The organism is Martinezella lusitana (assembly GCF_016901135.1).
Taxonomy (GTDB): Bacteria; Pseudomonadota; Alphaproteobacteria; order Rhizobiales; family Rhizobiaceae; genus Rhizobium; species Rhizobium lusitanum_D.
In genome coordinates this window covers 1-24,991 of record NZ_JAFEVL010000036.1, presented here as the reverse complement: position 1 = coordinate 24,991, position 24,991 = coordinate 1, and the positions used below count along the sequence as shown (strand labels likewise).

The following is a 24,991-nucleotide window of genomic DNA, read 5'->3' as shown; positions in this document are numbered from 1 at the left end:
TCAGACTAAGGTCTGAATACCCAGGGCATTGGTCCTATGGCTGTGGAAAGGTGAGATTTTGACGATATTCTAATGCGCGATGATTTGTTGGGAACGGCCGCGATCAAGGTTGACGGACGTTTGGGAAAGGGAGTGCGCGGGGATGTCCGTTTTGTCATTCATGTCGTCGGCCTTGCGCTGGCGTTAGCAGCTCCTCCCATGGGAGGAGCTGCTGTCGATCCACACATACGGCATTCGTCCAAGATCGAAATGGCGGCGGATCGGGCGGCGGCGGCAGCATATCGCGGCAGGATCAATTAACGGGAATATCACTTGTCTGAACGCCACCCCCAATTGCTCAATCTCACTCGCAATATCGTCTGTTCGTTCGTGGCAAATAACTTTATCGCCTGTGACAGCGTCACCGATCTCATCGAAGGGGTCTATGAAAGCCTGTCGGGCGTCTCGGGCGCCGGGACCGACACCATAACGCCTAAACAGCAAAAGTCTGCCGTGCCCATCGCACTCTCCATCACACCAGACTACCTCGTTTGCCTGGAGGACGGCCGAACGTTCAAATCGCTGCGTCGTCATCTGTGTGTCAAATACAGGCTGACGCCGGAGCAATATCGCGTCAAATGGGGATTGCCCGCCGATTATCCCATGATAGTGCCGAACTACGCCGCCGAGCGCTCGAGAATAGCGAAGGAAGTCCGATCCGGCGGGAGCTTCGGTTCCCGGGACGGAATATGAGCCCGATTAACTGGATCTTCGGAGGCACGAAGTGGAAGTAATTAATCGCTGGGAGACGATGCGTGACCGGCTCGACGTTATCAGCCGATTTGGGCGCGATACGAGTCCTCATGAGCACTTGAGGGGCCGGGCAATATTGAGCAACAAGCAAGAAAGATCGGGGAAGCACGCAATCATTACAACGCTTTCCGATTCGGACTGTCCATTGGTGAGATAGAAGAGTGAAGCCAACCATAAATCCTCCCCCTGCAGACGATATATCGCAAACGAGCTATATGGAGACCTGCATTTTTGCCCTTGAGCCTTCGGTTGAAAGCTTGATTGCCGCGGCCTTGGACGCCGGCTGGGATGAAGGGTCCGTTCTTCTGGCAATCATAAATAGTGCTATGAGCCGCGCCGAGAAGGCGCAACTGCCCTCGCAGGTAATGCATTCATAAACGATAATTAAGTGACCAAAGCCTATGTCAGACAGAGAATTACATTTGATCCGAACCATGCAGGTATATTTTGCCTTTAAAGGCGAAATGAGGAAGCTGAAGGACGTCTTGGAACAGGAGCGGCGAGCCTCCGGTGAAACAATCGCCAACTTTTATGATGCACGCCGAAATGCGCCATTTGCCTTCGAGATCACCCGGTTCGCCGAGTGCAGGAAGCAGATGGATTACCTCCTGATAGAGGCTGAAAAAATTGTCGAAGATCTGGATATGGCTTCAGAAAATCTCGATCATGTAAATTCAGAGGCCACCTAAGTCTCCCAGGCGAGCCGCCCCATAGCGAGATTTGCTGCCGTCTTTTAGATGCCACAGCTGACCAAAAACGGCGCATTCCCACAGTTAATCACCTAATTTACGGCGCGCAAATACCGCTCACGGTGGTTCCGATTGAAACAGAGAGGCTAGCTTAAAAGTTCCATAATTCGTCTTGCCGATCTAAAACCATACAAATTGTTGATGTCGCAATTCTATTTGGTCTTGACATCGAAATTTTTTCGAGGGGTTGCTGGTTCGAAACCCTTCAAGACCCACAAGAGGAAGCTGGTACCTTCGGCAACTGTCGCCGAGCTCATTTCTGCCCTCGATCGCGGTTGTCCATTCCGCGCCATCGTCATCTCCTTCATCGAGGCATTTGGGCTGGCTCAGCCGGAACTAACAAATCGTATGCACCCGCCAAGGTTACCGGTGTCGTTGCACATTTCCGCAAATCATGATTCTCCACCGCTTGTTTTTTCGGAGTAGGCAGGAGCACTGATTGACTGGCGGTGGGCATTATCGGATGTCAAGAAGTTTATTGGGCTGGTGGCGCGTGTCGGGCATATTAACCCAGCCAGTGGATATCTGAGCGATCTGACCGGGAGCGCGAGAAGGGGTGAGCTTTCGCTGCGACGAATACCGACGGACTCTTAACAGGCGCTTCCAGGATCGCGCGGTGGACGTAAAGTGAGTGGACAAACGATTCACTGCGTGAACATTTGCGTAGCGATACCATAATCGAGCATTGATAGCTTCGTCACTGCTCTCGCCCTTCCCGCATCCCAGGAGCGAGGAGGGAATTAGTGTTTCAGTGGAGATTATAGCCGTATGCAACCCGAACGCATTGTCATCACTTCGGACCTGCTACGCGTGACAGGTGAAAAAACATCTCGGACGGGGTTCGCGACGAACACGAAGTTCTTCGCTGCGATGATGACGCCGCAGATATCAGCGGCAACCCGTTTGCCGGTTACCATATTGGAATGGGATGACACATCGCCATTCGACGGCAACGCGGTCTATGGCACCTTTGGTCTGGACGCGAACGCTGCGAATTGGGCAAAGATCTTCGCGGCCGATCCGACCGACGCGATTTGTGCCTTATTCCTGCCCCACGTCGAAAATTCATTGGTGGTAGGTTTCGAGATATCTCCATTGCTGCAGAAAATTCTCAACCGCCTGAACATACCCTTTGTCGACGTACGATGGCACCCATTGCGGTTTCTCGACGATATATTCTTTGGATTTTCATCGAACCGCAGCGAAATATCGGCCGTAATCGCGTCATATGCCCTATCCGGCCATGAAGTCGATTTCCATGTCGGGCTCCACAAGGCGGCTGCAATCCGGCGCGGTGCCTTCAATAAAAAGGGATCATCCTACGAGACGCTGATTGTTGGTCAGACCCCATTCGACGCCTCATTGATCCATGACGGACGGATCGATACCCTGCTTGATCATGAAGACAGAATAGCTGAACTCGCCAAGATCGGCTCCATCGCCTTTCGTCCGCACCCTTTCTCGCCCCATCCAAGTCCGTCGCTAGCCATGTTCCTTAAACATCACGGCATCCCTCATATCGACAGCGCGATCGATATGTACGAGCTTCTATGCGACGGGTCCCTTCAGCGCGTTGTTGGTCTGAGTTCGGGAACTCTTGATGAAGCGGCGTTCTTCGGACTGCCTGTAACGCGGTTGATCCCGGAACGATTCCGCTACCTTCCGCACGTTGCAGACGCTTTTCTGACGGATAACGAGGTTTTAGTCTATACGGGGGTTTATCACGCATTTCTCAGCGTCGATTTCTGGGCCGACATCTTCCGATCGACGCTGGAGCGCACCTGGCCAAACGGCAATCCAATTCCCTTCAAGCCGGATCGTTTGCGACATGTGAACGGATCTTACTGGGGCTTTCTCAACACTGGCGGAACCAACCTCGTCATGCCCTACAATACGCCAGAATAAGCGCCGCGCCGCTACATCTTGGTGATCTTGGTGATGGCATATCGAAACCAAAACCTCGGATAGATTCTACGGCAAAGGGTTGAAGGATCTCTAATGCCTCGGTTAATGTAGAGTCCGCGTTTCTAAACGGTCCGCAGGCTCGACGGGAGCAGCCGGTACTCCTTTATCAAGATCACGCCACTACCGTTGAAGAAGAGAGCAGGATTCAGCCAATATTGATCAGGGGCCTTCTGCGATAGCACCCCCTTTGACAGCAATTCCTTGAGACCCCCCTGAAATTGCGTTTCGTTCATCTCGGTCTTTTTGCCGTTCAATTGATCGCCAGAGTAGAAGAGTGTGAGGCTATCGCAACTGCCATCCGATATTTTGGCTTGTTGGTATTCGACCAGTGCGACCTTAAACACTTCATATCCAGCGTCGCCAAGATCGAACGCTGCACGAATGCCGCCCGTTAGCGCTTCCACAAAGTGTTCTTCGTCGACGCCTTCAATGACATGAATTACGCCCGCGCCCACTTCACCAGCATTAGGGTCCATCAACTCACGCGGGGTAGTGCGAGTCTTCACCGTCTTCTGCTGGACCTGAACTTCCTTTTTTTCCCCAGAAGCGAAAGGGTTGTTTGTAGGATGGGGAGCCGGCGGTCGGAATTGGTTATCAGCAGACATAATCTATCCTTTGAAAAAATGACCAAACTTAGCTTCCATGAGAGCCTTAATATACGCTGCGGGGATAAATGTAAGCCGATTTTGGTTGCGCCGGATGCGATAGGCGTGATTTTCGGGCAGGTGATATTCTTTTTGCACATGGCGGAATAGGCGTGGCATCAGACAGACGAAACAATGATAAAATTCCGTGGCTTCTTCAGGCTGTTGATTGCGGGATGGCTACCTTACGCAAATCTCGCACATTTCCGAAACGGATTCCATTCTCCGGAGTCATGGGCAACCAGTATATCAGTCTGAAAGATGTGGATTCTGGCCTCGTCAGTGCCTACCATGCGGTGTCGCCTGGACGACCCATCGTCCAAAGGGCGAAAACTCTGTTCGAAGAATCTCTGAATTTAATTAAACCATACCACCTCGATAAATGGATCTATAGGCATGCTTAATAGGACGATGCTTTCTTTCATGTGGGTGATGATCAGCGCTTGCTTGATCGCGGACGTGACACATGCAGCTATCCGCCTACCGAATGGGTGTAAGAAGAACGTCTTCCTGACGATTACTGGCAAAATTGATAGGATAACGAACAGCGCAGACAGTACCTATGAGATGTCCGAACGCGAATTTCTTGCGCTGCCGACATCGACGGTGACGACATCAACACCCTGGACGCCCAAAAGCGACTTCGTTGGTCCCCTGCTTACTAAAATACTTCAAGAAGTAGCGGCGAAAGGAAGCCGACTGCGTCTCGTCGCGCTTGATGATTTTAGCGTGGAGGTAGATGGTGACTATCTCGGCAAGTATGGAACGATATTAGCTAGCAGCAAAGACGGGGTTCGCCTAACCGTTAGAGATTTCGGACCGATCTTCGTTATGTATCCCCGCGATAGCTTCGGGAAGGAACTGGACACTCCATTTGGCGCATCACACATGGTTTGGCAATTATGCGGGATCGAAGTGGAATGAGGTTATTCCATCCCGTATGGCTTAGCATCCCGGTAGCAATTGTGGTCGCATGCGTAGCTATGGCGACATATAATTGGAGTGTAATAAGAGCGGGATATATTGCTTGGGGTTCCGCAGATATAAAAAACCCATCGTATTTATACTGGCCGACTGCACAAGCGCAAAGGGAGCTTGAACCGGTCAGGTTAGATTTGAAGACGATTGCTGATGGATCTGCTGTTGAACCGGATGCACTTTCATTCCACATTGATGTCCTTATTTCTGGCATTAATATTATAACGCGGCCCTCCGAGCTGACTGATCGTTTTAGGCGGCTTCCCGGGTTCTTGAGCGATGTACCAATCCTCTCAGAATTCGCAACAAACGTTCTGCCTGCGATTAAACCCAATCTATCGCCGGCAGAGGCTCAGGCGTTGTTGCGCAAATTGGAAGATATTTCCTCTACTTTGGACAGGATATCCAAAGCGGCCTGGGATCAGGATACTGAATTGAAGGAAAAGTCCTTCGAGACCATCCAGGCAGGGCACACAATCATTCTCATCATTGCGGGATTGTTGGTTTGCGCAATTCTGTCCTTTGTTATCATTTCGATATTTTACTGGTGGGCGATCATGGCGAAGACGCGCGCCTTGGCGGCGGCGGAAGCGGCGGTCGCAGACAAGATCAGCTTCCTCGCAATGGTCAGCCACGAACTCAGAACCCCGCTTCAGGTCATCGTCTCTGCATTGGATGTGCTGGAACGACCTCAAGATACGAAAACCCGAAGCGAGTTGACCGCGCGAATCCGCCGGGCCGCCAACAGCCTGGCTGTCCAGCTTCGCGACATGCTGACGCTGGCTCGCGCTCAAACCGGATATATTGAGCTGCAACCGGGCGTGTTCGAGGCGGGGGAACTCGTTCGTGAGGTGGTGGAGAATTACCGGGCTGCGGCGAAGGCCAAGCATCTGGAGCTGCGGCAAACAGGCCCAGATGAGGCCGTTTTCGTGGTTGCGGATAGTGAGCGCATTGCGCAGTTGTTGCATAATCTCGTTTCAAATGCGGTCAAATATACGCCGAGCGGCTATGTTCAGGTCGATCTCGCAGCATTCGATGAGACGGCGGGCGAATTGGTGTTGCGCGTGATGGATACAGGGCCCGGATTACCGCCACGGGTCATCGAGAACAGTATCGGAAAGGGGCTCTCCAGCCTTGGCAGCGGACGAGGCATTGGCTTGTCGGTTGTCCAGACTTTGCTGCGGCAGCTTGGTGCGCGCATGGCAATCAGCAGCCCGTCAGAAGGCGGCAGCATATTTGACCTTGCAATCCCCGCGGTCCCGGCGGCGGAAAGTTCATTCGAGACGTCCGATGCTCACAAGCGGGTACTCGTCGTTGACGATCATCCTGACCTTTTGAAAGGTCTTTCGAATGTGTTTGAAGAGCTTGGATTTGCGACCGATATGGCTCCTTCCGGCATGACAGCGCTGAACTTTCTGGCCGCACACATCTATTCAGTCATCTTCATTGACCTCGACATGCCTATCATGACCGGATCGGCGCTGGCGGCGCAGATCCGCAAGACGGATTTGCGCCATAAAACCAAGCTGGTCGCAATGTCAGCCGCGCATCATGGTTCCAAGCAGGATCTGTCTCTCTTTGATGCGGTCTTGAACAAGCCGATACGCCGGCAACAATTGCTGACGGTCATGCAGTTTTGAAGCTCGAATTCAAAGCGGCGAGGAGGATCGGCATGCTTGCCGGTTTGGTGAAGAATTTCAAATTGTGTTGCGCGAGTGCCGCAGCAATGTTCTCTTCGTTGGCATTGCCCGTCCCGATCTGTCCCGTTAGGATAATGATCGGACAATGGCCGTTGCGCGCACGAATGTTCTCGACCAGTTCCAGCGCGGTCTGGCGTCTGGCGTCTCGTTCGATGATCCAATCAAGAACATAGGCATCGAAGTCGGACTGGTTGAACAGGGCTTGAGGGTCGCTAAAGGCGACTGCGTCCAGGCCCGCCGTCTCCATATATTTTACAATCGTCTGCGCGGTATCGGCGTGATCGTCGAGAATGGCAACCCGGCGACGAGACGCTATCGGTTCGATCAGCAAACGGGTGACAGCGTGTGCTGGTATGATCGATCTGGCTTCGGCCGGCATGGCTCGCCATGCGCCATCGATCTCAGCGGCAATGAGCGTTCCCGGCGGCACCTGCCCGACGACATTTCCCAACCGAATCCGGCAGGAGATAACGTGGTTGTTGATGACAATGGACGCATCGAGCAACCCATCCGCCTTATCGAACGCAACAAGCTCTTCCAAGGTCTCGTTGAAATGTTCGGCGACGTGTTTCAGTTCTTCAAGCGACCACGACGCATTTGTCGTCAGCCTGCGGTTTCCCGCGGAATAGGAAAGTCCAAGGATTTCGGAAACTGTTACGGCAAAGCGGTATTTTGGAATTCCGTGTCGAGTTAGGAGTGCAGCAATGCACTGGGCGGCAAGCCCGATTTCCTCATCCGTGTAATCCGAGCGACTCTCGATCGCATTGTGACTATCTTCGCTCATTTTGCTCGTGGGGTTGAAATTCCAAATCAATAAAGTTCCAGATGTGCGTATACAAAACTAGCACACGTGCGATCGGGTCATACTGTAAACTTGAGCTTCGGTCCACTTTTCCATTCGTACCAGAATTGCAATTTAAACGAAGGTTGTCCTCTAGAAAGAGATGGGCTGCGGCATGCCTTCCCATGCGCTCCGGCCGATGGCCGTCGGCCACAAGAACAGGCCGTCCGTCGAAAAGCACAAAGGCGACGAGCGTGCCACCGCGACCCTCCCACTCATACAGAGAGTAATGGTCAAAAGTCTCGATCTCGTAGGCCATGTTCGGCAATCCGACGTCGCAAGTCCGCAAACAACGCGTTATAAGGCCGTGGAGACCTACGGATTTCCCTTGTCTTTTACCGCTATGGCGCGATTGTTGAACGCTTCGACAAAGCCCGGTCTAAGAGCGATAGCTTTGTCGTAGTCAGCGATGGCGTGATCGTAGTCACCCTTTTTCGCATAGGCTGACCCGCGATTGTTGAAAGCGCCGGCATCATTTGGTTTGAGGGCGAGGAACGTGTTAAAGTCAGCAATGGCCTTGTCGTAATCGCCTTTGCTAAAATAGGAGGCGCCGCGATTATAGATAGCTTTGTCGTAATCCGGCCGAAGAGCGATGGCTTTGTCGTAGTCAGCAATCGCATCGTCAAAATCACCCTTTCGAACAAACGCGGAGCCGCGATTGTAGAAGGCCTTGTCGAAGTCAGGTCTTATAGAGATGGCTTTATCGAAATCGACAATGGCGCGGTCATAATTCCCGCTGAGATAATAGGAGTTGCCACGATTGGTTAGCGCCTCGGCATCCTCCGGATTGAGGGCGATGGCTTGATCATGGTCGGCGATGGCTTTGTCGTAATCACCTTTACCGTCGTAGGCAAGGCCACGATTGTCTAGGGCCTGGGCAAAGTTTGGTCTGAGGGCTATGGCGCTGTCGTAGTCGGAGATGGCTTTGTTGTAATCACCTTTGTTGCGGTAAGCGAGACCACGATTGTAAAAGTCATCGGCATAATTGGGTCTGAGCGCGATCGCTCTATCGTAATCCGAGATAGCCTGGTCGTAGTCGCCCCTTTTGCTGAAGGCCGACCCTCGACTACTATAAGTATAGGCGTCATCCGATCCGAGCTCTATCGCCCTACCATAGTTGGCGATGGCCAGTTCATAATCGCCCTTAAAAAAATAGGCATTTCCGCGATTGTAGTAGGCGTCTGCAAATTCCGGATTGAGAGATATAGCCTTATCGAGAGCAGAAATCGCGTGATCGAAGTCACCCTGCTTGTTGCAGGCAAGGCCGCGGAAGTTGAGGGCCTTTGCTTCCAGCGCTTTATCGAAGCGCCCATCGTCAATAATCCTCGTGCACTCGGAAACCACGGAGTCATTACTGCCCTGGGAGGGAACTGTATCCGCCCATGTTGGCTGATAAAAGCCGGAGACCAAAATTTCCGCCAGGAGCAGGGGGAACCACCTTAGCGCTTGCACTTTTCTATTGACCCCATTCGGTTCTACTGTGCCAGGGGTGTTAGAATGAGCCATATTTCATCTCCTATGTATCGCTGCCAAATGATGTGAGCGAAAAGCTGTTCTCAAACACAGGCGAGACAATGTCAGTCGTCCACCCACATCCGGGTTAGATTTGCCAGCGATTTGGACAGTAAGTCGATATCCCGACTTGGGCCGTGCTGCTTGAAAAGACCCTGTCTGGCAAGATCCAGATCCAACAATATCTCACGCGCGGCGTGATCCCTGATCAGGCTGCGAATCCAAGAAACGGCAACCAGACGCTGACCTGATTCGACCTTCTCGACACGGTGCAAAGTTGAGGAGGGATAAACAATCGCGTCGCCAGCTGGCAACTTTACTTTTTCAACCCCCGCAGCGTGCTCGATTACAAGCTCGCCACCCTGATAGCTCTCCGGCTCCGACAGGAAAACGGTGATGGAAAGATCGGTTCGAATGCCTGACATCACGGGATCGTCGGCATGGTTGCCGTATTCCATGCCTGGACTGTATCGGCTGAAACGAAATGGGAGAACGGATTTCGGTCTTGCCAATGCCAAGAACGTCGAACTACTCGACAATGCGGACCCAACAAGGTCGCTAAGTTGTTGGTGTACGTCACTTCCTTCCGCTATTTGTTCGTTATATTTAACCTGCCGAGCTTGCCAGCCTGCCGTGAGACGCCCGTCATGCCAGTCCGCGTCGCTTAGCGCCTGAACAATAGCTGTTAGGGTATGCCGTTCGATGACGTTGCGAAGGTGATACATTGTTGCCTCCTAGGCTAAGAGCAGACGCTCTGGGTCAAGCGATATCTCTCGCTCGGCCAGTGCGATTGTAGAAGGTCGATGAGCAACTATGACGCGGGTTATTCTCAGTTGCGCAACGGCATCATTGATCTTTGCCTCGTTTGCTTGGTCCAGATCACTTGTGGCTTCATCCAGGAGCAAGATGCGCGGTCGGCTGTATAAAGCCCTGGCAAGAAACAGGCGCTGCTTTTGACCGCCCGACAGCGTGCTACCCATATCACCCACCATGGAGTCGAACCCCATGGGCATGGCTCGAATCTCATCGAAAATAGCGGCAATCCTCGCGCATTCCTCAATCCAGCCGGGATCGGCTTCGGGGTCGAAGGCAGCAATATTGTCGCCGATGGTTCCGGCAAACAGGACATCGTCCTGCCGGACGGTTGCAGTCATTCGTCGATAGTTCTGCAAGCCAAACTGGCGAATATCCCTGTCGTCGCATATAACTATGCCGCCCGTCGGCGCAACGAGACCTCCAATAATCTTGAGAAGCGTGGTCTTGCCTCGGCCCGAGGGCCCTGTAATAGCGACACATTCACCGGGGCCTACCGTTAGGGATACTCTGTTCAGTACGTCGGGTAATCCGTCGCCGTAGCGAAAGGAGATATCTACTAGTTTGATGGACGCCGGCTCTCTGGGGGAAGGAACATTGGTTGGCCCAGAGGTTATCGTCTCTTCCGGTTCGGCGAGAGCAATGTCGCCAATACGCTCGGTATGAAGGCTCAACATCTTAAGCCGAATAACAAGGCTAACCAGGCTCCCCACTCTCCCGACAAACTGCTCTTTGTAGGATATGAACGCGATCAGCACGCCGATGGTCATGCTGCCGGCCATAACGGATCGTGCTCCCAAGGTGAGGGTCATAATACCGTCGATCCCAGAGAAGGTCGTTGCGGCAGTACCAAACAAGAAATCAAGCTTCTGGATCTTAAGATTGGCATTCACAGCATCGAACAAATAATTGAGCCAGGCTCCCCGACGGCGTTCTCGGATATCGAGAGTCTTAATGCTCGCAACGCCTCTAATCGTCTCCATAAAATGCGAATTTTCCTTAGCATTTTGAACGATAGATGCTTCGTTCGCGGAACGATATGGAGCATAGGCGGCAATTCTCAAGAGCACATTCAAGCTTACTGAAACAAAGGCGATCAGGGCAAGATAACCACCATATAGCACCATCATAATCAGCGCCCCGACCACCATGATGCTATCCAGTATTCCGCCCACCAGGTCGGTGGTGAGAGCGGACTGAATCGCACCCAGAGACCCAAAGCGAGAAACAATGTCCCCCATGTGTCGTCTTTCAAAGTAACTCAACGGCAAACGTAGGAGATGATCGAAGAGCGCTGTGGTCCACTGAACGCCAAGCGTGGTACTCATGATTATTGAGCACCATGAGCGAGCGATCCCAATTACAATCTGCAGTAAAAGTATCACGCCGAGCGATATTGCTACCAAACCGAGTAAGTCCGTATCCGTCGATACTATGACTTCATCAAATATCACCTGAGATCCGATGGGTGACAACAGAGCGATAACTTCAAGGCACATTGATAGAACAAAAAGCTGGATCAATGCACGTTTGAGACCAGTAACGTTCCGAAAAAGATCCGCTATCCTTATGCGTTCGACATCTATTTTCTTCTCAAACTCGTTCGTCGGCGACAGCTCCAGAACCACACCTGAAAAACTGCTCGACAGCTCATTGAGTGAGACAAAGCGTCGTCCCTGACCCGGGTCGTGGATAATAGCGCCATTATACTTTACCTCTTTCAGGACGACATAATGACGAAGTTTCCAATGAAGGATGCAGGGTGTGCGGAGGTTTGCGAGTTCGTCGAGATCTGCTCGTACCGCGCGACTGGCCAGGGACAATTGGCCTGCAAGCCTTGCCAACTCCATAAGAGATAGGCCTTTCATCGATGTGGCAAATCTCCGGCGGAACGCCGCGATGTCAATCTGGTGGCCATGATAGGTTGCAACCATCGCTAGGCAGGCGAGACCACACTCCGCGACTTCGGTTTGCAGAATGACGGGCAATCGGTTTTGGAATCCAAAATTTAGAGACGGAATATTTGCTCCTCCGATTTTACGCGGGTCTTTCAAAGCACGCTGCCTTTAAGGCTGTATAAAGGCTCCACAATCCATTGATAAAGGCGCCGAGTATCGAGCTGGATATTGGCTTCCGCGGACATGCCTGGTTTGATTGAGATCTCTTCTCCATACGCATGAACGAAGTTTGCATCCGGTTTGACCATTATTCTGTATTTCTGCTGTTCCGTGTCCGTAGGAAGGCGGGCCGACGCAAATGGAATCTCCTCCTGTTCCAGAGATACTCTCGAAATGCTTGAAATGGTTCCGGGATATTGGCCGAACTTTTGATAGGGGTAGGCAGTATAGCGGAGCATTACCTTTTGCCCCTCGCGTACGAATCCCACCGAACTGCTTTCAGCTAGGAGCTGTATCTCCATCGGGTCGTCGTTCGGGATGATAGTGGCCATGGCGCCGCCCGTTGGGATCATTTGTCCAACTTTTGCAATCATACCGGTAACGGTGCCGGACCGAGGGGCGACGATGTCGATTGAACGCCTTGCGTCATCTTCGATAACGGCTTGGTTGAGGGACGCTATCCGCTGCCGATAGTCACCCAGAGTGATAGCCGCATTGTCGTCGAAGCCTGACAGTTTGGATTCGGCTTCTTTTAGCCTTTCGTTGAGCTGTATTTTGTCGCGTTGAAGGCTTTGTAGCTGTTGCCGCGCACCCATGAAATTCTGTTCACGGTATTCAAATTCTGCTGAGACGGTTAGATGCTGGTCGGCCAATTTGCGATAGGTATCCATCGATTTTTGGAGTGAAGAGAGATATTCGGTAGTGCCGGATATTTGTTCTTCTACCTTTGCCAATTCCTGGCGAGACGAAGTGGCCTGATTAATGAGATTGGCCTTTTCCACGACATTCAGCGATTGGCGCTCTGTGATCGTCTTTTCCAACTCATTCTTTTGAGCAATAAGTTGTTCTTTAACGAGCAGACCTGTCTCACCGGCGGCCGTTTGGCTATCGAGAGCGATAACATACAGAACGGAACCCTGCGTAACTGTCTGCCCCTCGGTGACGTGTTGGGCTAGGATACGTCCGGTTACAGGCGTAAAAATTCGGCTGACTCCGCTTGAAGGAACAACTGTGCCGAAGACTTTGACTCGCCGTGTATACTCGCCAAAGACCAAAAATAGCATGATCATGACTATTGCTGACACCGCGAGTATGGTGGCAATTCGAACTGATATCGGTTGAATGAGCCTGGGGCGACCGAGCCAAGCGTCACGCCTATGATCTACCGCTTCTTTTCGATATAGGGACAGCTCTCTGTTCTGCATTGCTATGATCTAATGAGAGTGCGGAAACGGCTGGCAGAGAGCGTCGGCGAAATCTCACTGAACTCCCAGCTACGTGTTTGCATGTTTGGAGCGAGCCTTCCCCCAATAGGAAGCTTGATAATTCGTTTTTGCTTTCAGCCACAGTGGTAAGGTATCGGCGTAGGCGGCACCAGGCGGAGAGCCTTTGCAATGCGCCGCGCCAGTTTCATAGTCGGCGCGGCGCATTACCTTGCGTCTTATGATGTGCGTATTTGTGAGTATAATCAATGCACTATACTGGATCTACAAATATCCGACACATATCCTTACATGACCAAAAACCTCTATCTGCCGCCGCCGATCGGCCTTCCTCCGCTTGAATTGGAGGAGACGTTGCCGGAGTTGTTCCATTCCATTTGAATGGTCGCTCCGAGATTTTTCGTGTTCAGATTGATCGTGGCTTTGATCTGGTCTGGGGTAAGAGACGAAAAGAATTGGCCCCATGTTTCGACGCCGATCCGACCAGTCTTGGCGACTGCTACGATCGGAAAACCAGTAGTGGGGTCGATGTCCATAAACGATACGCTAACACCTCCATTGGCTCCAGTGCTGCCACTGTTGCTACCGCCGCCCCGATCTGATCCCGAGCTTGAGCCGCCGCCGCTTGACGTGCTGCCTCCGCCTTCACCGCCGAAGACGAGATTCATCTCAGAGATAGTCAATTCACGCATAATTCTCTCCTGATTTCACTGGGGAAGAAATTCGGGCTAAACCATAAACCGTTGGATGCCAGATTTGGCTGCGGCATGGGTTGCTTCGATGCCAGTCACCAAAGCTTGGTGGAGCCTTTTGTTGCCGTGGAAATACGCAACGATCACTGCGTCCACAAACGGGTGAGGGTCATTCATTCATCTGCTCCACTTCATCGGCTTACAGATATGCGCTGTCCGCTCGGACGTTCTTCGACGCCAATTTTATGTGAAACTGGACAGCAATAGGCACTTGATCGGAGGCCGCGGGATCAAGCTCTGTGTATCGCGCGGCCTTCCTCTGTTGCAGCACTCATTTGGCGTTTCTTTTAATCGGGTATAAGCGAAACTGGATACCAAAGTAGCGCGAGATCGAGCAAAAAAGTGTGATCTACTCTCTATGTACGCTAATTACGCGCAGGAGATGACCGATGTCAATGACCGAAAAGAAAATTCTGAGCGTAAAGCGCTCATATACGCGAAATATGGAAGCATGTAGAGCCATCCAGCCGCTCTTGGCATTTTTCAATCAGCGTAGAACATTCGCGAGTTACAGCTCCCCAAGGAGAGAGGCCTGGAAGATCAGCGACGATATACCGGCCACCAAGTGCGAAACGCTGCTCTGTCAATCGGTCTGCATAGACAAACTTTAGGCCAGATGACCCGCCACGGAACTATCATCCAGCGGCGATTGGAGCCGTAGCGGTTTTGAATAGGCCAGTGGTGTGGGTAATTGCTCGTCTGGATCGAGCTCAGATGTAAGCGATATGCGTATGGATCGGACTAGGTTTCTTGGAGTAGGGGCATGTGGCCGTGACGACATTCCCGACCATCATCGCGGTTATCCTCATTGCAGCGGTGATGTTGCCGCTGTTCCTGTTTCTCGTGTTTGCGGCAGCGGATGCGCTGGGGCTTTCGTTTGCCGATCGCGTCCTCGGTGTGGCCGTCCGCGCGATGATAATCGAGTTCGCCATAGGTAGCGTCGTGAACGTCGTTGGCGGCTTCGCCATGGTTGCTTTAGCGATCTGGGGAAGTTTGCATTTTCCGGAAATGGCGCACCGGCTCCTGTCGCTGATCCTCATTCCCTTCGGTCTGTGGCGTGTGTGGCGGGGTGTGGTGATCTGGATTTCGGGTGATCGGACGCAGCCATCGTCCGATCCGGCGAAAAAACAGGCGAAGCGCTCAGACCGCTCAAGGTCGTAGGGTTGAGAGGGTCACCTGAACTGATGGGTTTGGCGTCTTCGAATGGTCCGCAACGCCTTCGGGGAGTGCGACTCAGAGCGGGCGCGGCTGTCCCCCAAAATACCCAAACACCGGATTGAAAAAGTCCGCCACACCGGGCGACCGTCATACCGGCGGATCTTCGCTATGCAAAAATTCCCCCAAACGCCAAAAGTCGAGGTAACCGCCCTCAGCTTGTGAAAAAGCATCCAAGGATGACCCCGCCGGTATGAGGCTTAGGTGATTGAAATATATTCCATTTTGTGAAGAAAGTGGCGAATATACCGGCGTCGCCCATGACCCCGTTGATGCTCCGATTTTCCTATCAATTTCAAATTGTTGCAGGAGATCTCAATGGTGGCATTGTTCAAAGCCGGTTCACAGGCGCCAGAGACGATTAAGACGCCTTTGCGTGAGGCCTTCATGCATTGGTCAGAGCACGCAACGCGATAGTTGGGCCTGCCTAAGCCGGCTCAGTTGTTTTCGCAACCATTTTCTAATTTGTCACTGCAATATCAGTGATGTAAGAGATGCCTGCGCCGCCACGGACAGTAGCGTCTTCGTCATCCGTTGCATAATGCCGCCGGCAATCAACCATGGTGAGAGCTGAAATTCACACAACCCGGAATTATGTGAGATAGGAATAGCTTGCATAACTGCTGTTGAAGCCCTGCAATCTCCAATTCAATCAAGTTGTTAACCGACCTTGTGCAATGGGCCCGACGGTTCGAGTCCTTTCAAGACCACTGATATTAGATCAAGCCTAGAAGGGCGGGGCCTTTTCCGACCTCTCCGCTAAGTAAGAATGCAGGTGTTTTCGGCGAGATCGAACGGTAGTCGTTAAGATGGGGTGTTGCAGGAACCAGCAGCGCGACTATCGAGACTGTTCACGAGGCTATCGAAGCAGCCCGTCGATGTCGAACTCTTCCCAACCGCTAAGCTTCGAAGCTGGCTCGTCCGACTTTTCTTCACTGGCCTTTTTCGTCTTGGCGGCCTTCTTCAGCGAACGTGTCAATTTCGCCTTGTAAGCCGCCTTCCGACGGTTCTCGGCTTTGGCTGCTGCATCCTCTTCCCGCCATTCGTCTACGGCTCCGCGGTCAAGCAGGTCCTCGACGACCTTGGGATCGAAAATATGAAAGGTGATCCGCCTGGCGCGCCCGTTCAGCCTTACGGTCCGAGTTCCTGCGCTCGGCAGACGACCGTCCGCGAGCCATCGGTGCCGTTCGCCGACCTTGATGGTGAGGATGTCTTGAATCTCCCTTGGGATGACGGGAAGAGTTTCGACGTCCTCCATGGCCTTTGCGATGACGGCGGCCGCCGCGTTGAAAACGGCTTTCTCGCTGGCCGGCATGGTGAGGATGATGTCGCTGCCGTCGAGAGCGAGCGACTTCTTCGAGGTGGCAGGAACTCGCGATTGAAGTTCTTGAAGAATTCCTTTCGCCCGCACGGCCGATCCCATTGTGGCTGCGGTAGACAGCGTCCATGACCTGATGAGTTCTACGTCGTTCTTTTCGTGTTTCGGCATAACGCGTAGATGGTATGGGCGGCCTTCCACGTCAACGAGCACGATACTCGGGCCGTCCCGTCCGTGGACGTCCGGGGAACCTTAGTCATCGGCGGAGGTTACCGATCGCGGCGTGTCAATCGGACACGACGGAGAAGGTGAACGCATCAATTTTTCCGATTTCTCGATGCGGGCAACGAAACGCCAGACGAGCATCTCACCCGTCCGCCGCGAGCTCAACCTCCTCTTGAAGGGCATTCCGCCATGATCAATTCCCCGACCGCGCAGCCAGACACCGCCGAGTGTAAGGTCGAGCTCGACCAGACCGTCGATTTCGCCATTCAGCTTCTCGTCGAGGAGGCTATTCTAGTCGGATGGATGCGTGTCGAACTCCTCAACACCGTTCTCGATCCTGCAAACAATCGGCTGTCGGCCGGCTCGGTACCCCGTCGAAAATCCACAGGATGGTCTGAACGATCCCCGATTACGGACCGGTCAGCAGTATCGCTGAGGCCTTCATGAACCCGCGGAACTTGTGCAAGAGCACGACGTTTCATAAGCGAGGAGGAACATCATATGTCAGTCCCATTCGAGCCGATCGTGCCTCCGCCATCCTTGCCGCCCCTTGATAATCCACCGCCGGATCCGGACCGTATCCCAGGCGGAGAGCGGCTTCCCGATCCCGAACCGGACGAAGGTCCGGCCGCCACTCGGCAGAAGGCGGACCATTGCCCCACATGGGGGCTGCTCTGCAGCGGCGTCCGCCTACAGACGGAGGGTCGCACGTGAAGGAGAGCTGGAGAGAAGGGTTGCAGTTGAAGCTCGAAGACTTCGTCGACACCTTCGTCGGCGGCGGCGCGAAGCAGGAGGACGTCTTCGATGCAATCATAGCGGAGATCGGCAATTTGCGGGCCGCACACGAACGCGATCCCGACCCTGCAGAAGATCGTCCAGAGGCAGAGGCGGAAGAGCCATCGAACGAACGGCCCGGTGCTCTTCCGTGATAGAAGCAATAAAAAAGGCCGGGGCGAAACCGCACCGACCTTTCCACATCGCTATTCATCCCAGTGCCAGTACATCCGTGGTCAAAAGTAGAAGCGACTTCGGCAGTCGCGAACGCTCACGTGGAGCATTCACCAGCGACGCCTATGACGTGTAGATAGCGGCTGATTGTGTTCCATTCAAGTCGTCCGGCTCCGCGCCCAATACTTGCCGCTCGAATGATCAATGCCTATCTCCACCACGGGAGCGCGTAGATGGAGCAATGGGATGGCTGAAACCGAAGCTGACTTCTTGTTCGACGACGCGGCGGTCGAGATCATCCCGCCACGGGAAAACGAAGAATGGCACGACGGCCGCATCTGTCTCTGTTGTCAGCGTCCGAGCCGCTGGATGGACGTCGATGGCTGCGGTATTTGCGACGATTGCCTATCCTCATGAGCGACCGGTCGCGTCATGCCTGTCCGTAGCGCAGGCCTTCTCCTGTTCCGACGGACATCAGGCGCTGTCGAGGTTCTCCTCGTGCATCCCGGCGGCCCGTTCTGGGCGACGAAGGACGAGGGCACCTGGTCGATCCCGAAAGGACTCGTCAATCTCGGCGAAGACGATCTCGATGCGGCCGTCCGAGAGACGCGGGAAGAGCTCGGCGTGGACGTTGACGGGGAATTCGTGACGTTGGGCGAGTTCCGACAACCAAGTGGGAAGACAGTCGTCGCCTGGTGCGTCGAAGCTGATCCGATGATCGATTTCGACGACGTCCGAAGTTCGATGTTCACGATGGAGTGGCCGCCGAAGTCCGGGCAACACAAAAGCTTCCCCGAGGTCGACCGGGCCGGCTGGTTTTCCTTGGAAGACGCCGAAGTAAAAATGCTCAAGGGGCAGCGGGCCATGCTCGACGCGCTGGTGAAGCACCTCGAATAGCCCGGCTTTAAGTCCGACACCTCGATGACGCGCGAAGGCATGCACGTCGCGTGCGGCAGCCATGACTTGCATCCTTTGCGGTCCATGGCTATCTGCAAGTCACCGCCGAGAATTCACAAGAACCAGCGCCGCGACTGAGGTCTGCGAGCGAGGAGATGTTCTATGCACGGCATATCGAAGACTCTTACCGAGATGACGCTGGTAGAGCGTTCCAACCTCCTTGAGACCGTTGCGGAGGCTCTGGAAGCGACTGCCGACGAAGCCGGGGAGGAAGGAGACGCTACCTTCGTCGCGAACTCCATGTGCGTCGCAAACACAATCCGTGGCATTTCCGGCAATCTGGGCTCGCAGGATCTTGTGGCCGCCGAACTCCTCCTGGAGCAGGGCATCATGCTCGTCCATCAGTTTTCCAACCGGAACGAAGCCAGGACGCTTCACTAGCAAAAGGCGGGACGTCATTCATCCTCTCGGTTGAGGATACGCATCGTGCGAATCTGGTCGGCGAGCGCGAGCAGCGCCTTGGCGACCGTCTCATCCGAGATGGCCTCGATGTTCCTGGCGATGTCCTCGACGACGCGCTCGACCCTCGTGATGTGCGGTCTCGCCCGTCGTTGAGAAAGCGTCGCGTGTCCAGACTGTAAAGTAGGTGAAGGCCGATCCGCTCTTCTGTCGGCAATCCATGCAATGGCAGATTCCAATCCGCTTCGGATCACCGCGAACCTCGTAACGAACCTTGCCGCACCTGGAGTTTCCGTGTCTGACAGTTATAGAAACCTCCTTGGTTCAAGCGTCGGCAGAGCTCATCGTCGAAGAGCCTGACATCCCTCGGGTATGAGATCGGATCGTTACCGACGATAGATGACGAGGGATATCTGCCTGTCTGAGAGTTCGAGTTGGGCGCCCTTGTCAGACGATCATCTGGGCCCTATGCCGACCGCGCCACCACCGCCTGCTGCGCCGCAAATCCCCGTCACATCCTGGGCACAGCGAATGTGGCGTACGGTGCCTTGGAAATGGGCCTTGGAGGCCCGACGGCGAGGCCGCCCGAGACACCGCCGATCGAAAGCGGATAGCGTTGACCATGGAGTGACGCCGCTCGTCAGCGTGGCGATGGAACAAATGTCGTTCGCTTCGGGTTGCCTCTCCTCAGGAAACAAGGAGGATCACTAATGGATCATACAAATCACGTTCGCCTATCCACAATCGAGTTGACGCCTGCCGTGCTTGAAGGCGCGACCATTTATGGCGCCGATGACCACAAAGTCGGCAAACTGGATCACATTCACGGGCCCGGTGCAGGTGGCACCGCGATCATCGACGTTGGAGGCTTCCTTGGTATCGGAGCAAAGCCCGTCAGCGTTGCGCTGACCGATCTGGAATTCATGCGCGACGACGATGGCGACGTCCATGCCGTCACAAACTGGACGAAGGATCAGCTCAAGGACATGCCCGAGCACAAAGACTAGCGTTCTGAACTTAGGAACATCGAAGCCCGGCCGGCGTGCCGGGCTTTTCTGTAATTGGACAATCGTGAAAAGCTCGGCGATCCGCCGGCTGCCCAGCGGGGCTTGAACTTGAGCGCGCTCAGGGGGTGGCACGACTATCGCACAGCAAGTTATCATGGACGTCCTTGGTCGATCCGTCCCAGATATTGTGCGGGAACTTGTTCTGGATCCGGCCGGAGTGAAAAACAACACGTTCGAGCAACCGCTTCCACCGGATAGGGCGATGGTGGCGGCAAGTGGTCACATATTCAGATTTTGGCAGAAATCCTGGACCGCTTTTCCCAAATTGTAGGCGATCCCTAGGTTCATATTGACACCGGCTTTTACGCGGTCGAAAAGAAACTCACCTTAGAGGGAGATCACTGATGGCTGACGAGAACGATACAGGCGCGGCAAGCGCGGTTTTGACACCGACCCCGGCAGAAGCACCGGTCGTTAAAAAGCAGCGCGCGCCGCGCCGCTCAAAAGCGGAGATTCAAGCGGCCCAGTTGGCATCGCTTACGACTGTAAAGTCACCCAAGGCTCGCAAAAAGCGCGCCGCCAAAGTTGAGGCGACGTCCGTTGCTTTCGAAACACCCGCTGCCAAGATCGCTAAAGGGGCCGACGCCAAAGTGACTGGAAAGCCCAAGGCAGTCAGGCAGGCGAAAGCGCCAGCAAAGGTGCCTGTCACGGCTGCAGACGAGATGGCAGACCTCATTCAGCTTGAGGAAGAAAACAGGCAGCTTCGCAAAGCCTTGGCAGCAAAGCTGCGGGCGGAAAATGCCGACCTGCGCAAGCGCCTTGGCGTCTAGTCTGTCATAGCGAACGCTAGGTCGGTTGCACTATCGACCCTCACCAGTATGGTCTTGGACGGTTCAGAAAAGACTGGGCTTGCGTCGCGAGCCCGGATTTGGAGCTGTGGCATGATCACGATGCCTGTCGCTCGAGGTTGAAGCACGATGAAACCACCATGGAAGTTCCTTGCTCAATGGATGTCCCGGCAGCGATCGCCCGAGAACACCGGTCAAACGAGTGAGCGGGACATCGATCGCAAGCCTGTCGAAATTGAATTGCAGCCAGCGCCCCCGCCGTTGTCAGTTTTACCCGAAGCAACATCTAGTCCGGAACATGGCCATGAAAGCCCATCTCCAGATCTGGTTGAAATAACGGCGGTAACCACAAGCGCAGTCGATTCCGTAGCGCCTGCATCGCTGACGGCTGAAGCTAGAGAGCAAATGGCCGGAGCGGATGATGGCAGAGAACAGCCGGTCGTCGACGTGCCGGCGCTGGGGCCGGCGAGCGCGGCCGCTGAACCACCCGGCATGTCGCGGGAAAAACCTTCGAAGGTAGCAGGGAAAGGCCGCGCCGGCCGGATTGCGCCGAGTCACATGGCCGCCGCTGGGGAGCCAGTTCGACAATCTCCGTCGGCGTCCGGAAACCCATTTTTTGACGAGGCGGCAAGCCTGGACGAAGACATCAAACAGCTCAAAGACCAGTTAGCTCAAAAACTGCGTTTGCAAAATGCCCAGCTCAGAAAAATGCTCAAGCGCTTCGAATCCTCGCAAGCCAACTGAAAATATCCAGAGATTAGATCTATGAAGACACAGCAGCGAGCATTCGTCGTCGAAATCAAATCGACGCGCCGACGGTCAAAAATGCCACCGAAATCGATCTGGGGCGACACCGATTTCAAGGCGCTCGTTCGCGAAGCGGAAGCGTCGCATCTGTTCAAGCATGACACTGTTGCGGACGCTTCGCGCCAGGATGAGGGGCGGGCGTCTAACGTAGAACCGCAGGAAGAGCCCGTAGATATCGATGTCGGCAACGAGCAGCAGGTACAGGCTTCATTGATCGAGGCCGATCAATCCTGCTCACAGCAGCAAGATGGGCGTTCAACGTTTGGTGCGGTATCGCAGAAGGAGATGGACCCGCCAAAGCGACCATCGAGACGAGGGGGGGGACGTCGTCGCGACACAAGGATCGGACCGTCTGTCAACGGGGAGAGCAACGCTTCCACCGCGCTTATGCCCGTCGATTACAGCGACGCATCATACGATGAGCTGACCTCGCTTGAGGAGGAAAATCGACGCTTGAAATTGCTCCTGGCGAAACAGCTGTGTCAGCAGAATTTGCAGCTCCGCAAAATGCTTGAGCGGTTTGCTATCACTTGAGCCGTGTCATTGATCTCGAAGATGGTTTGAACGATTCACGGTTCGAATCTCATCAAGACGTCCACATCTAACGGCCCAAAAGCAACACTGCGGCCTTAGCTGATCTAAGAGCGGACCCGCGCGCCGGGGGCTGTCGGTCCCGGTTTCCGGCGTTGCCGTCGCTATGCTAAACCTCCTGCGGCAACCCTTTTAACCGGTCTTGCGGGAGGCGAACGGCTTTCGCAGTTCCTGCTCCAGCTGGTATGCCCTTCCTATTCTGGACGCATCTGCGCAACGGCCCAAGAGCTGTCTCTGGGTGAAACAGCGCGATTGTTGCCATTGCTCGCCAGGTTGGCTGAAAACACATCTCCACCAACAAGGTTGATCTGCCGATCGTGCCGTGTTTTGAAGTAAGCAAATTGGCGGCGGGGCTTTGACAATAGGAATGGCAGAACAGTTTGACATGTTTTCGGAGCAGGCTCCGCGCGACCAAGTGGTCACGCGCAGCACCTCCAAGTCCGCCAAACCCGACAAGCATGCCATCTCCATGAGTGAAGAGGACATGGTCCGACATCTGTCGGAGACAGGTCGATATCGGATCCTGCAGAAACTCGTGCCGCGCGCAATCGCACCATTCGCCCGGCCAGGGTACCCGCTCAAGGGCATCATTCTCGACACCGAGACCACGGGCCTCAACGCTCGCAAGGATGAGATCATCGAGATTGGCGTGATCGCTTTCACCTTCGATGCGACAGGAAGTATCGGTGACGTGACCGGCATCTACGGCGGACTTCAGCAGCCAGGCGTTTCCATTCCCGCTGAGATCACCAGGCTCACCGGGATTACCGACGATATGGTCGCCGGGCAGTCAATCGATTTGGTTGCGTTGCAGGCGCTGATTGGGCCTGCCGATCTGCTGATCGCTCACAATGCCGGTTTCGACCGGCCATTCTGCGAGGCATTTTCTCACCTGTTTTCCGGCAAGGCCTGGGCTTGCTCCAACTCCGAGATCGACTGGTCGTCGCGGGGGTATGAAGGCACCAAGCTCGGATACCTGATCGGGCAGGCGGGCTACTTCCATGATGGTCATCGTGCAATCGACGATTGTTTTGCACTTCTGGAGGTCCTGGCTCGAGAAATCGACGGACCGGCTTTCACCGCTTTTGCCGAACTCTATGAAGCAAGCCAAACTTCGCGTGTCCGGATCTTTGCAGAGAACAGCCCCTTCGACATGAAGGACCACCTGAAGGCGCGAGGCTATCGCTGGTCCGACGGAAGCGACGGCCGTCCCAAATCCTGGTGGATCGAGGTTGGAGAAGAAGCGCTCGATGATGAGCTTCGCTATCTCAGGGCCGAAATCTATCGCTACCCAGACGCCGATCCACCCATCAAACGCCTCACGGCCTTCGACCGGTTCCGGGCCTGATAGCTCCTTCAGCCCATCTTTAAGTGGACCCATGCTTTGAATGCATGGCGGACCTGAGACCTTGTGCCTTATCGACGGGTGGGCAAGGACCTATATCGAAACGACGTTGGAACCAAAGCAAGGTTGCTGGCGTCAAGAGACCTCACGAAAGGGGATCATCATGAACGTAGCACGCTCTTTCAGCACTTGGCGCAAGTATCGTCAGACCGTTACCGAACTCGGCCGCATGAGCTCGCGTGAGCTGCAGGACCTCGGCATCGATCGCGCCGACATTCACAACGTTGCCCGCGCATCGGTCGCTCGCTAAGCGACAATTTTTAAGTCAACCTGAATGACAATACGCCCGCTGATGATGCGGGCGTTTCTGTGTCTGGCCACCGCGAGGCGCTGTGCTGGAGATCTATCTGAGGCCATGCACTTTTCGCATGGTTGCACTGCAGCAAAGTCTATTTAATGTGCGGCGAGAATGAGTACTCTGGTGTTCATCGAAGCGATGCACCTCCTCCCGCAGAGCTTCGAGTTTCAGACGGCCCACTCCTCCTCCCAGGGACGTCTGTCGGAACAGCGGCACTCCTCCTCCCAGTCGCTGTTCGGTTCTTTTCGAAAAGCCTGCCGCACCTCCTCCCGCGGCAGGCTTTTTCGTTTCTGGGCAGAGGCAATCACGGGAGCGGCCGCTTGCGTCGCGCCAGCACGATCACCACAACGCCGACAATGGCGACCAGGGCTCCCCGATAAATCCAGGGCGTCTGATCAATCATGAAGCTCTCGGCCGGATATGGAAAATACCCACTGCCCTGACCCATCCAGACCAGACCGATCAGAACGAGCAGTCCTCCTAAAACATATGCAAGTTTCACCATAGCGATTTCCTTGTTCCAGACTGGCGAGCAGAAAAAGTAGCGACAATTTCAATGAATGAAACGGTTGGGGGTGCCGCCCGCAGCCAGGCCTCGCCAGTGACAGCAAGCGCTTCCTTCGTGAAGACATAAATTAGGACTGCGAGAATGATAGAGGCTGCAACTACACCTAAGTGGATGGGCTGCCGCATGTAGCGATCACGCGCCATCTGTATGCTCCTGTTGTACAAGGTCCGCAGGGACCGTAATGCGATAAACCGGGTGAAGCCGGCCGCCTGGAACAAGCGCCCGATCGCCGCTTCCCATATCGATCTGCGATCTGTCGATATGCTTGAGCCACGCATGCGCGTGCTTGTCTGCATAGACGAAGAAGAGGCGTTTCACC

30 protein-coding genes and 1 pseudogene are annotated in these 24,991 nt (G+C 54.3%); 18 read left to right on the top strand and 13 right to left on the bottom strand.

Going from position 1 to position 24,991, the window contains the following annotated elements:
* The first annotated feature begins 312 nt into the window (after window positions 1-312).
* From JTP94_RS13605 to JTP94_RS13595, 3 genes are all read left to right on the top strand, one after another.
* Entirely contained in the window at window positions 313-732 is a 420-nt protein-coding gene (locus JTP94_RS13605) for a MucR family transcriptional regulator (protein WP_204851029.1), read from the top strand.
* A gap of 461 nt (window positions 733-1,193) precedes the next feature.
* Window positions 1,194-1,481 carry a hypothetical protein gene (locus tag JTP94_RS13600; protein WP_204851028.1) on the top strand — a complete coding sequence of 96 codons (288 nt, stop codon included), beginning with the start codon at window positions 1,194-1,196 and terminating at the stop codon, window positions 1,479-1,481.
* Between the two features lie 828 nt (window positions 1,482-2,309).
* On the top strand, window positions 2,310-3,446 hold the full coding sequence (locus tag JTP94_RS13595) for a hypothetical protein (RefSeq protein WP_204851027.1): 1,137 nt from the start codon (window positions 2,310-2,312) through the stop codon (window positions 3,444-3,446).
* A gap of 122 nt (window positions 3,447-3,568) precedes the next feature.
* On the opposite strand, the gene JTP94_RS13590 is transcribed toward JTP94_RS13595, so the two are convergent.
* Entirely contained in the window at window positions 3,569-4,111 is a 543-nt protein-coding gene (locus JTP94_RS13590; protein WP_204851026.1) for a hypothetical protein, read from the bottom strand.
* Between the two features lie 435 nt (window positions 4,112-4,546).
* On the opposite strand from JTP94_RS13590, the gene JTP94_RS13585 reads away from it, so the two are divergent.
* Window positions 4,547-5,074 carry an oxidoreductase gene (locus tag JTP94_RS13585; RefSeq protein WP_204851025.1) on the top strand — a complete coding sequence of 176 codons (528 nt, stop codon included), beginning with the start codon at window positions 4,547-4,549 and terminating at the stop codon, window positions 5,072-5,074.
* 191 nt (window positions 5,075-5,265) lie between these two features.
* On the top strand, window positions 5,266-6,768 hold the full coding sequence (locus JTP94_RS13580; protein ID WP_204851024.1) for a hybrid sensor histidine kinase/response regulator: 1,503 nt from the start codon (window positions 5,266-5,268) through the stop codon (window positions 6,766-6,768).
* Here the strand turns inward: JTP94_RS13580 and JTP94_RS13575 are convergent.
* From JTP94_RS13575 to JTP94_RS13545, 7 genes are all read right to left on the bottom strand, one after another.
* Complete coding sequence (locus tag JTP94_RS13575) at window positions 6,755-7,612, bottom strand: helix-turn-helix domain-containing protein (protein ID WP_204851023.1); 858 nt, start codon at window positions 7,610-7,612, stop codon at window positions 6,755-6,757. The genes JTP94_RS13580 and JTP94_RS13575 overlap by 14 nt on opposite strands.
* Window positions 7,599-7,928 carry a hypothetical protein gene (locus JTP94_RS13570; RefSeq protein WP_204851022.1) on the bottom strand — a complete coding sequence of 110 codons (330 nt, stop codon included), beginning with the start codon at window positions 7,926-7,928 and terminating at the stop codon, window positions 7,599-7,601. The genes JTP94_RS13575 and JTP94_RS13570 overlap by 14 nt, the downstream gene beginning before the upstream one ends.
* A 56-nt stretch (window positions 7,929-7,984) precedes the next feature.
* Window positions 7,985-9,175, bottom strand: a complete 1,191-nt coding sequence (locus JTP94_RS13565; RefSeq protein WP_204851021.1) for a tetratricopeptide repeat protein — start codon at window positions 9,173-9,175, stop codon at window positions 7,985-7,987.
* 71 nt (window positions 9,176-9,246) lie between these two features.
* Window positions 9,247-9,906 carry a Fe2+-dependent dioxygenase gene (locus JTP94_RS13560; protein WP_204851020.1) on the bottom strand — a complete coding sequence of 220 codons (660 nt, stop codon included), beginning with the start codon at window positions 9,904-9,906 and terminating at the stop codon, window positions 9,247-9,249.
* A gap of 9 nt (window positions 9,907-9,915) precedes the next feature.
* Window positions 9,916-12,048 (bottom strand): peptidase domain-containing ABC transporter, encoded by a 2,133-nt coding sequence (locus tag JTP94_RS13555; RefSeq protein WP_210384117.1) that lies wholly within the window; start codon window positions 12,046-12,048, stop codon window positions 9,916-9,918.
* Window positions 12,045-13,181 (bottom strand): HlyD family secretion protein, encoded by a 1,137-nt coding sequence (locus JTP94_RS13550; protein ID WP_204851019.1) that lies wholly within the window; start codon window positions 13,179-13,181, stop codon window positions 12,045-12,047. Before JTP94_RS13550 ends, JTP94_RS13555 begins: the two co-directional genes overlap by 4 nt.
* Before the next feature lie 458 nt (window positions 13,182-13,639).
* Complete coding sequence (locus JTP94_RS13545) at window positions 13,640-14,026, bottom strand: hypothetical protein (RefSeq protein ID WP_092577488.1); 387 nt, start codon at window positions 14,024-14,026, stop codon at window positions 13,640-13,642.
* A gap of 825 nt (window positions 14,027-14,851) precedes the next feature.
* Between JTP94_RS13545 and JTP94_RS13540 the strand changes: the two genes are divergently transcribed.
* A complete protein-coding gene (locus tag JTP94_RS13540; RefSeq protein ID WP_204851018.1) occupies window positions 14,852-15,247 on the top strand; it encodes a hypothetical protein in 396 nt (131 codons plus the stop codon).
* Window positions 15,248-16,160: 913 nt separating this feature from the next.
* Here JTP94_RS13540 and JTP94_RS13535 read toward each other — a convergent pair.
* Window positions 16,161-16,790 (bottom strand): hypothetical protein, encoded by a 630-nt coding sequence (locus JTP94_RS13535; protein ID WP_204851017.1) that lies wholly within the window; start codon window positions 16,788-16,790, stop codon window positions 16,161-16,163.
* A gap of 555 nt (window positions 16,791-17,345) precedes the next feature.
* Here JTP94_RS13535 and JTP94_RS13530 point away from each other — a divergent pair.
* The 6 genes from JTP94_RS13530 to JTP94_RS35905 all read left to right on the top strand — a co-directional run bounded on the left by JTP94_RS13530 (window position 17,346) and on the right by JTP94_RS35905 (window position 19,304).
* Complete coding sequence (locus JTP94_RS13530; RefSeq protein WP_204851016.1) at window positions 17,346-17,558, top strand: hypothetical protein; 213 nt, start codon at window positions 17,346-17,348, stop codon at window positions 17,556-17,558.
* Window positions 17,555-17,773: a hypothetical protein gene (locus JTP94_RS13525; RefSeq protein WP_312038162.1), complete on the top strand. Its 219-nt coding sequence runs from the start codon at window positions 17,555-17,557 to the stop codon at window positions 17,771-17,773. The genes JTP94_RS13530 and JTP94_RS13525 overlap by 4 nt, the downstream gene beginning before the upstream one ends.
* A 265-nt stretch (window positions 17,774-18,038) precedes the next feature.
* Entirely contained in the window at window positions 18,039-18,209 is a 171-nt protein-coding gene (locus tag JTP94_RS13520; protein WP_204851014.1) for a hypothetical protein, read from the top strand.
* A gap of 15 nt (window positions 18,210-18,224) precedes the next feature.
* On the top strand, window positions 18,225-18,689 hold the full coding sequence (locus JTP94_RS13515) for an NUDIX domain-containing protein (RefSeq protein WP_204851013.1): 465 nt from the start codon (window positions 18,225-18,227) through the stop codon (window positions 18,687-18,689).
* Window positions 18,690-18,851: 162 nt separating this feature from the next.
* A complete protein-coding gene (locus JTP94_RS13510) occupies window positions 18,852-19,130 on the top strand; it encodes a hypothetical protein (RefSeq protein WP_204851012.1) in 279 nt (92 codons plus the stop codon).
* 45 nt (window positions 19,131-19,175) lie between these two features.
* On the top strand, window positions 19,176-19,304 hold the full coding sequence (locus tag JTP94_RS35905; protein WP_312038168.1) for a hypothetical protein: 129 nt from the start codon (window positions 19,176-19,178) through the stop codon (window positions 19,302-19,304).
* Window positions 19,305-19,322: 18 nt separating this feature from the next.
* Here the strand turns inward: JTP94_RS35905 and JTP94_RS35900 are convergent.
* Window positions 19,323-19,370, bottom strand: a pseudogene (locus JTP94_RS35900) (hypothetical protein); the annotation flags it as partial.
* A 488-nt stretch (window positions 19,371-19,858) separates the two neighbouring features.
* On the opposite strand from JTP94_RS35900, the gene JTP94_RS13500 reads away from it, so the two are divergent.
* The 6 genes from JTP94_RS13500 (at window position 19,859) to JTP94_RS13475 (ending at window position 24,056) form a co-directional block, all read left to right on the top strand.
* Entirely contained in the window at window positions 19,859-20,155 is a 297-nt protein-coding gene (locus JTP94_RS13500) for a PRC-barrel domain containing protein (protein WP_204851011.1), read from the top strand.
* A 404-nt stretch (window positions 20,156-20,559) separates the two neighbouring features.
* Complete coding sequence (locus tag JTP94_RS13495) at window positions 20,560-20,985, top strand: SyrB-like regulator (RefSeq protein ID WP_204851010.1); 426 nt, start codon at window positions 20,560-20,562, stop codon at window positions 20,983-20,985.
* Window positions 20,986-21,132: 147 nt separating this feature from the next.
* Entirely contained in the window at window positions 21,133-21,747 is a 615-nt protein-coding gene (locus JTP94_RS13490; protein WP_204851009.1) for a hypothetical protein, read from the top strand.
* Between the two features lie 21 nt (window positions 21,748-21,768).
* Window positions 21,769-22,344 carry a hypothetical protein gene (locus tag JTP94_RS13485; protein ID WP_204851008.1) on the top strand — a complete coding sequence of 192 codons (576 nt, stop codon included), beginning with the start codon at window positions 21,769-21,771 and terminating at the stop codon, window positions 22,342-22,344.
* A gap of 424 nt (window positions 22,345-22,768) precedes the next feature.
* The gene (locus JTP94_RS13480; protein ID WP_204851007.1) at window positions 22,769-23,749 is read left to right on the top strand and encodes a 3'-5' exonuclease; all 981 of its coding nucleotides are present in this window, start codon (window positions 22,769-22,771) and stop codon (window positions 23,747-23,749) included.
* 160 nt (window positions 23,750-23,909) lie between these two features.
* On the top strand, window positions 23,910-24,056 hold the full coding sequence (locus JTP94_RS13475; RefSeq protein ID WP_204851006.1) for a DUF1127 domain-containing protein: 147 nt from the start codon (window positions 23,910-23,912) through the stop codon (window positions 24,054-24,056).
* A 352-nt stretch (window positions 24,057-24,408) separates the two neighbouring features.
* On the opposite strand, the gene JTP94_RS13470 is transcribed toward JTP94_RS13475, so the two are convergent.
* The 3 genes from JTP94_RS13470 to JTP94_RS13460 form a co-directional block, all read right to left on the bottom strand.
* The gene (locus tag JTP94_RS13470) at window positions 24,409-24,609 is read right to left on the bottom strand and encodes a hypothetical protein (RefSeq protein ID WP_204851005.1); all 201 of its coding nucleotides are present in this window, start codon (window positions 24,607-24,609) and stop codon (window positions 24,409-24,411) included.
* Window positions 24,603-24,815 carry a hypothetical protein gene (locus JTP94_RS13465; protein ID WP_204851004.1) on the bottom strand — a complete coding sequence of 71 codons (213 nt, stop codon included), beginning with the start codon at window positions 24,813-24,815 and terminating at the stop codon, window positions 24,603-24,605. The genes JTP94_RS13470 and JTP94_RS13465 overlap by 7 nt, the downstream gene beginning before the upstream one ends.
* Window positions 24,805-24,991 (bottom strand): type IV toxin-antitoxin system AbiEi family antitoxin domain-containing protein (locus JTP94_RS13460; protein WP_204851003.1); only part of this gene is annotated, 187 nt, incomplete at its 5' end. The genes JTP94_RS13460 and JTP94_RS13465, both read right to left, overlap by 11 nt.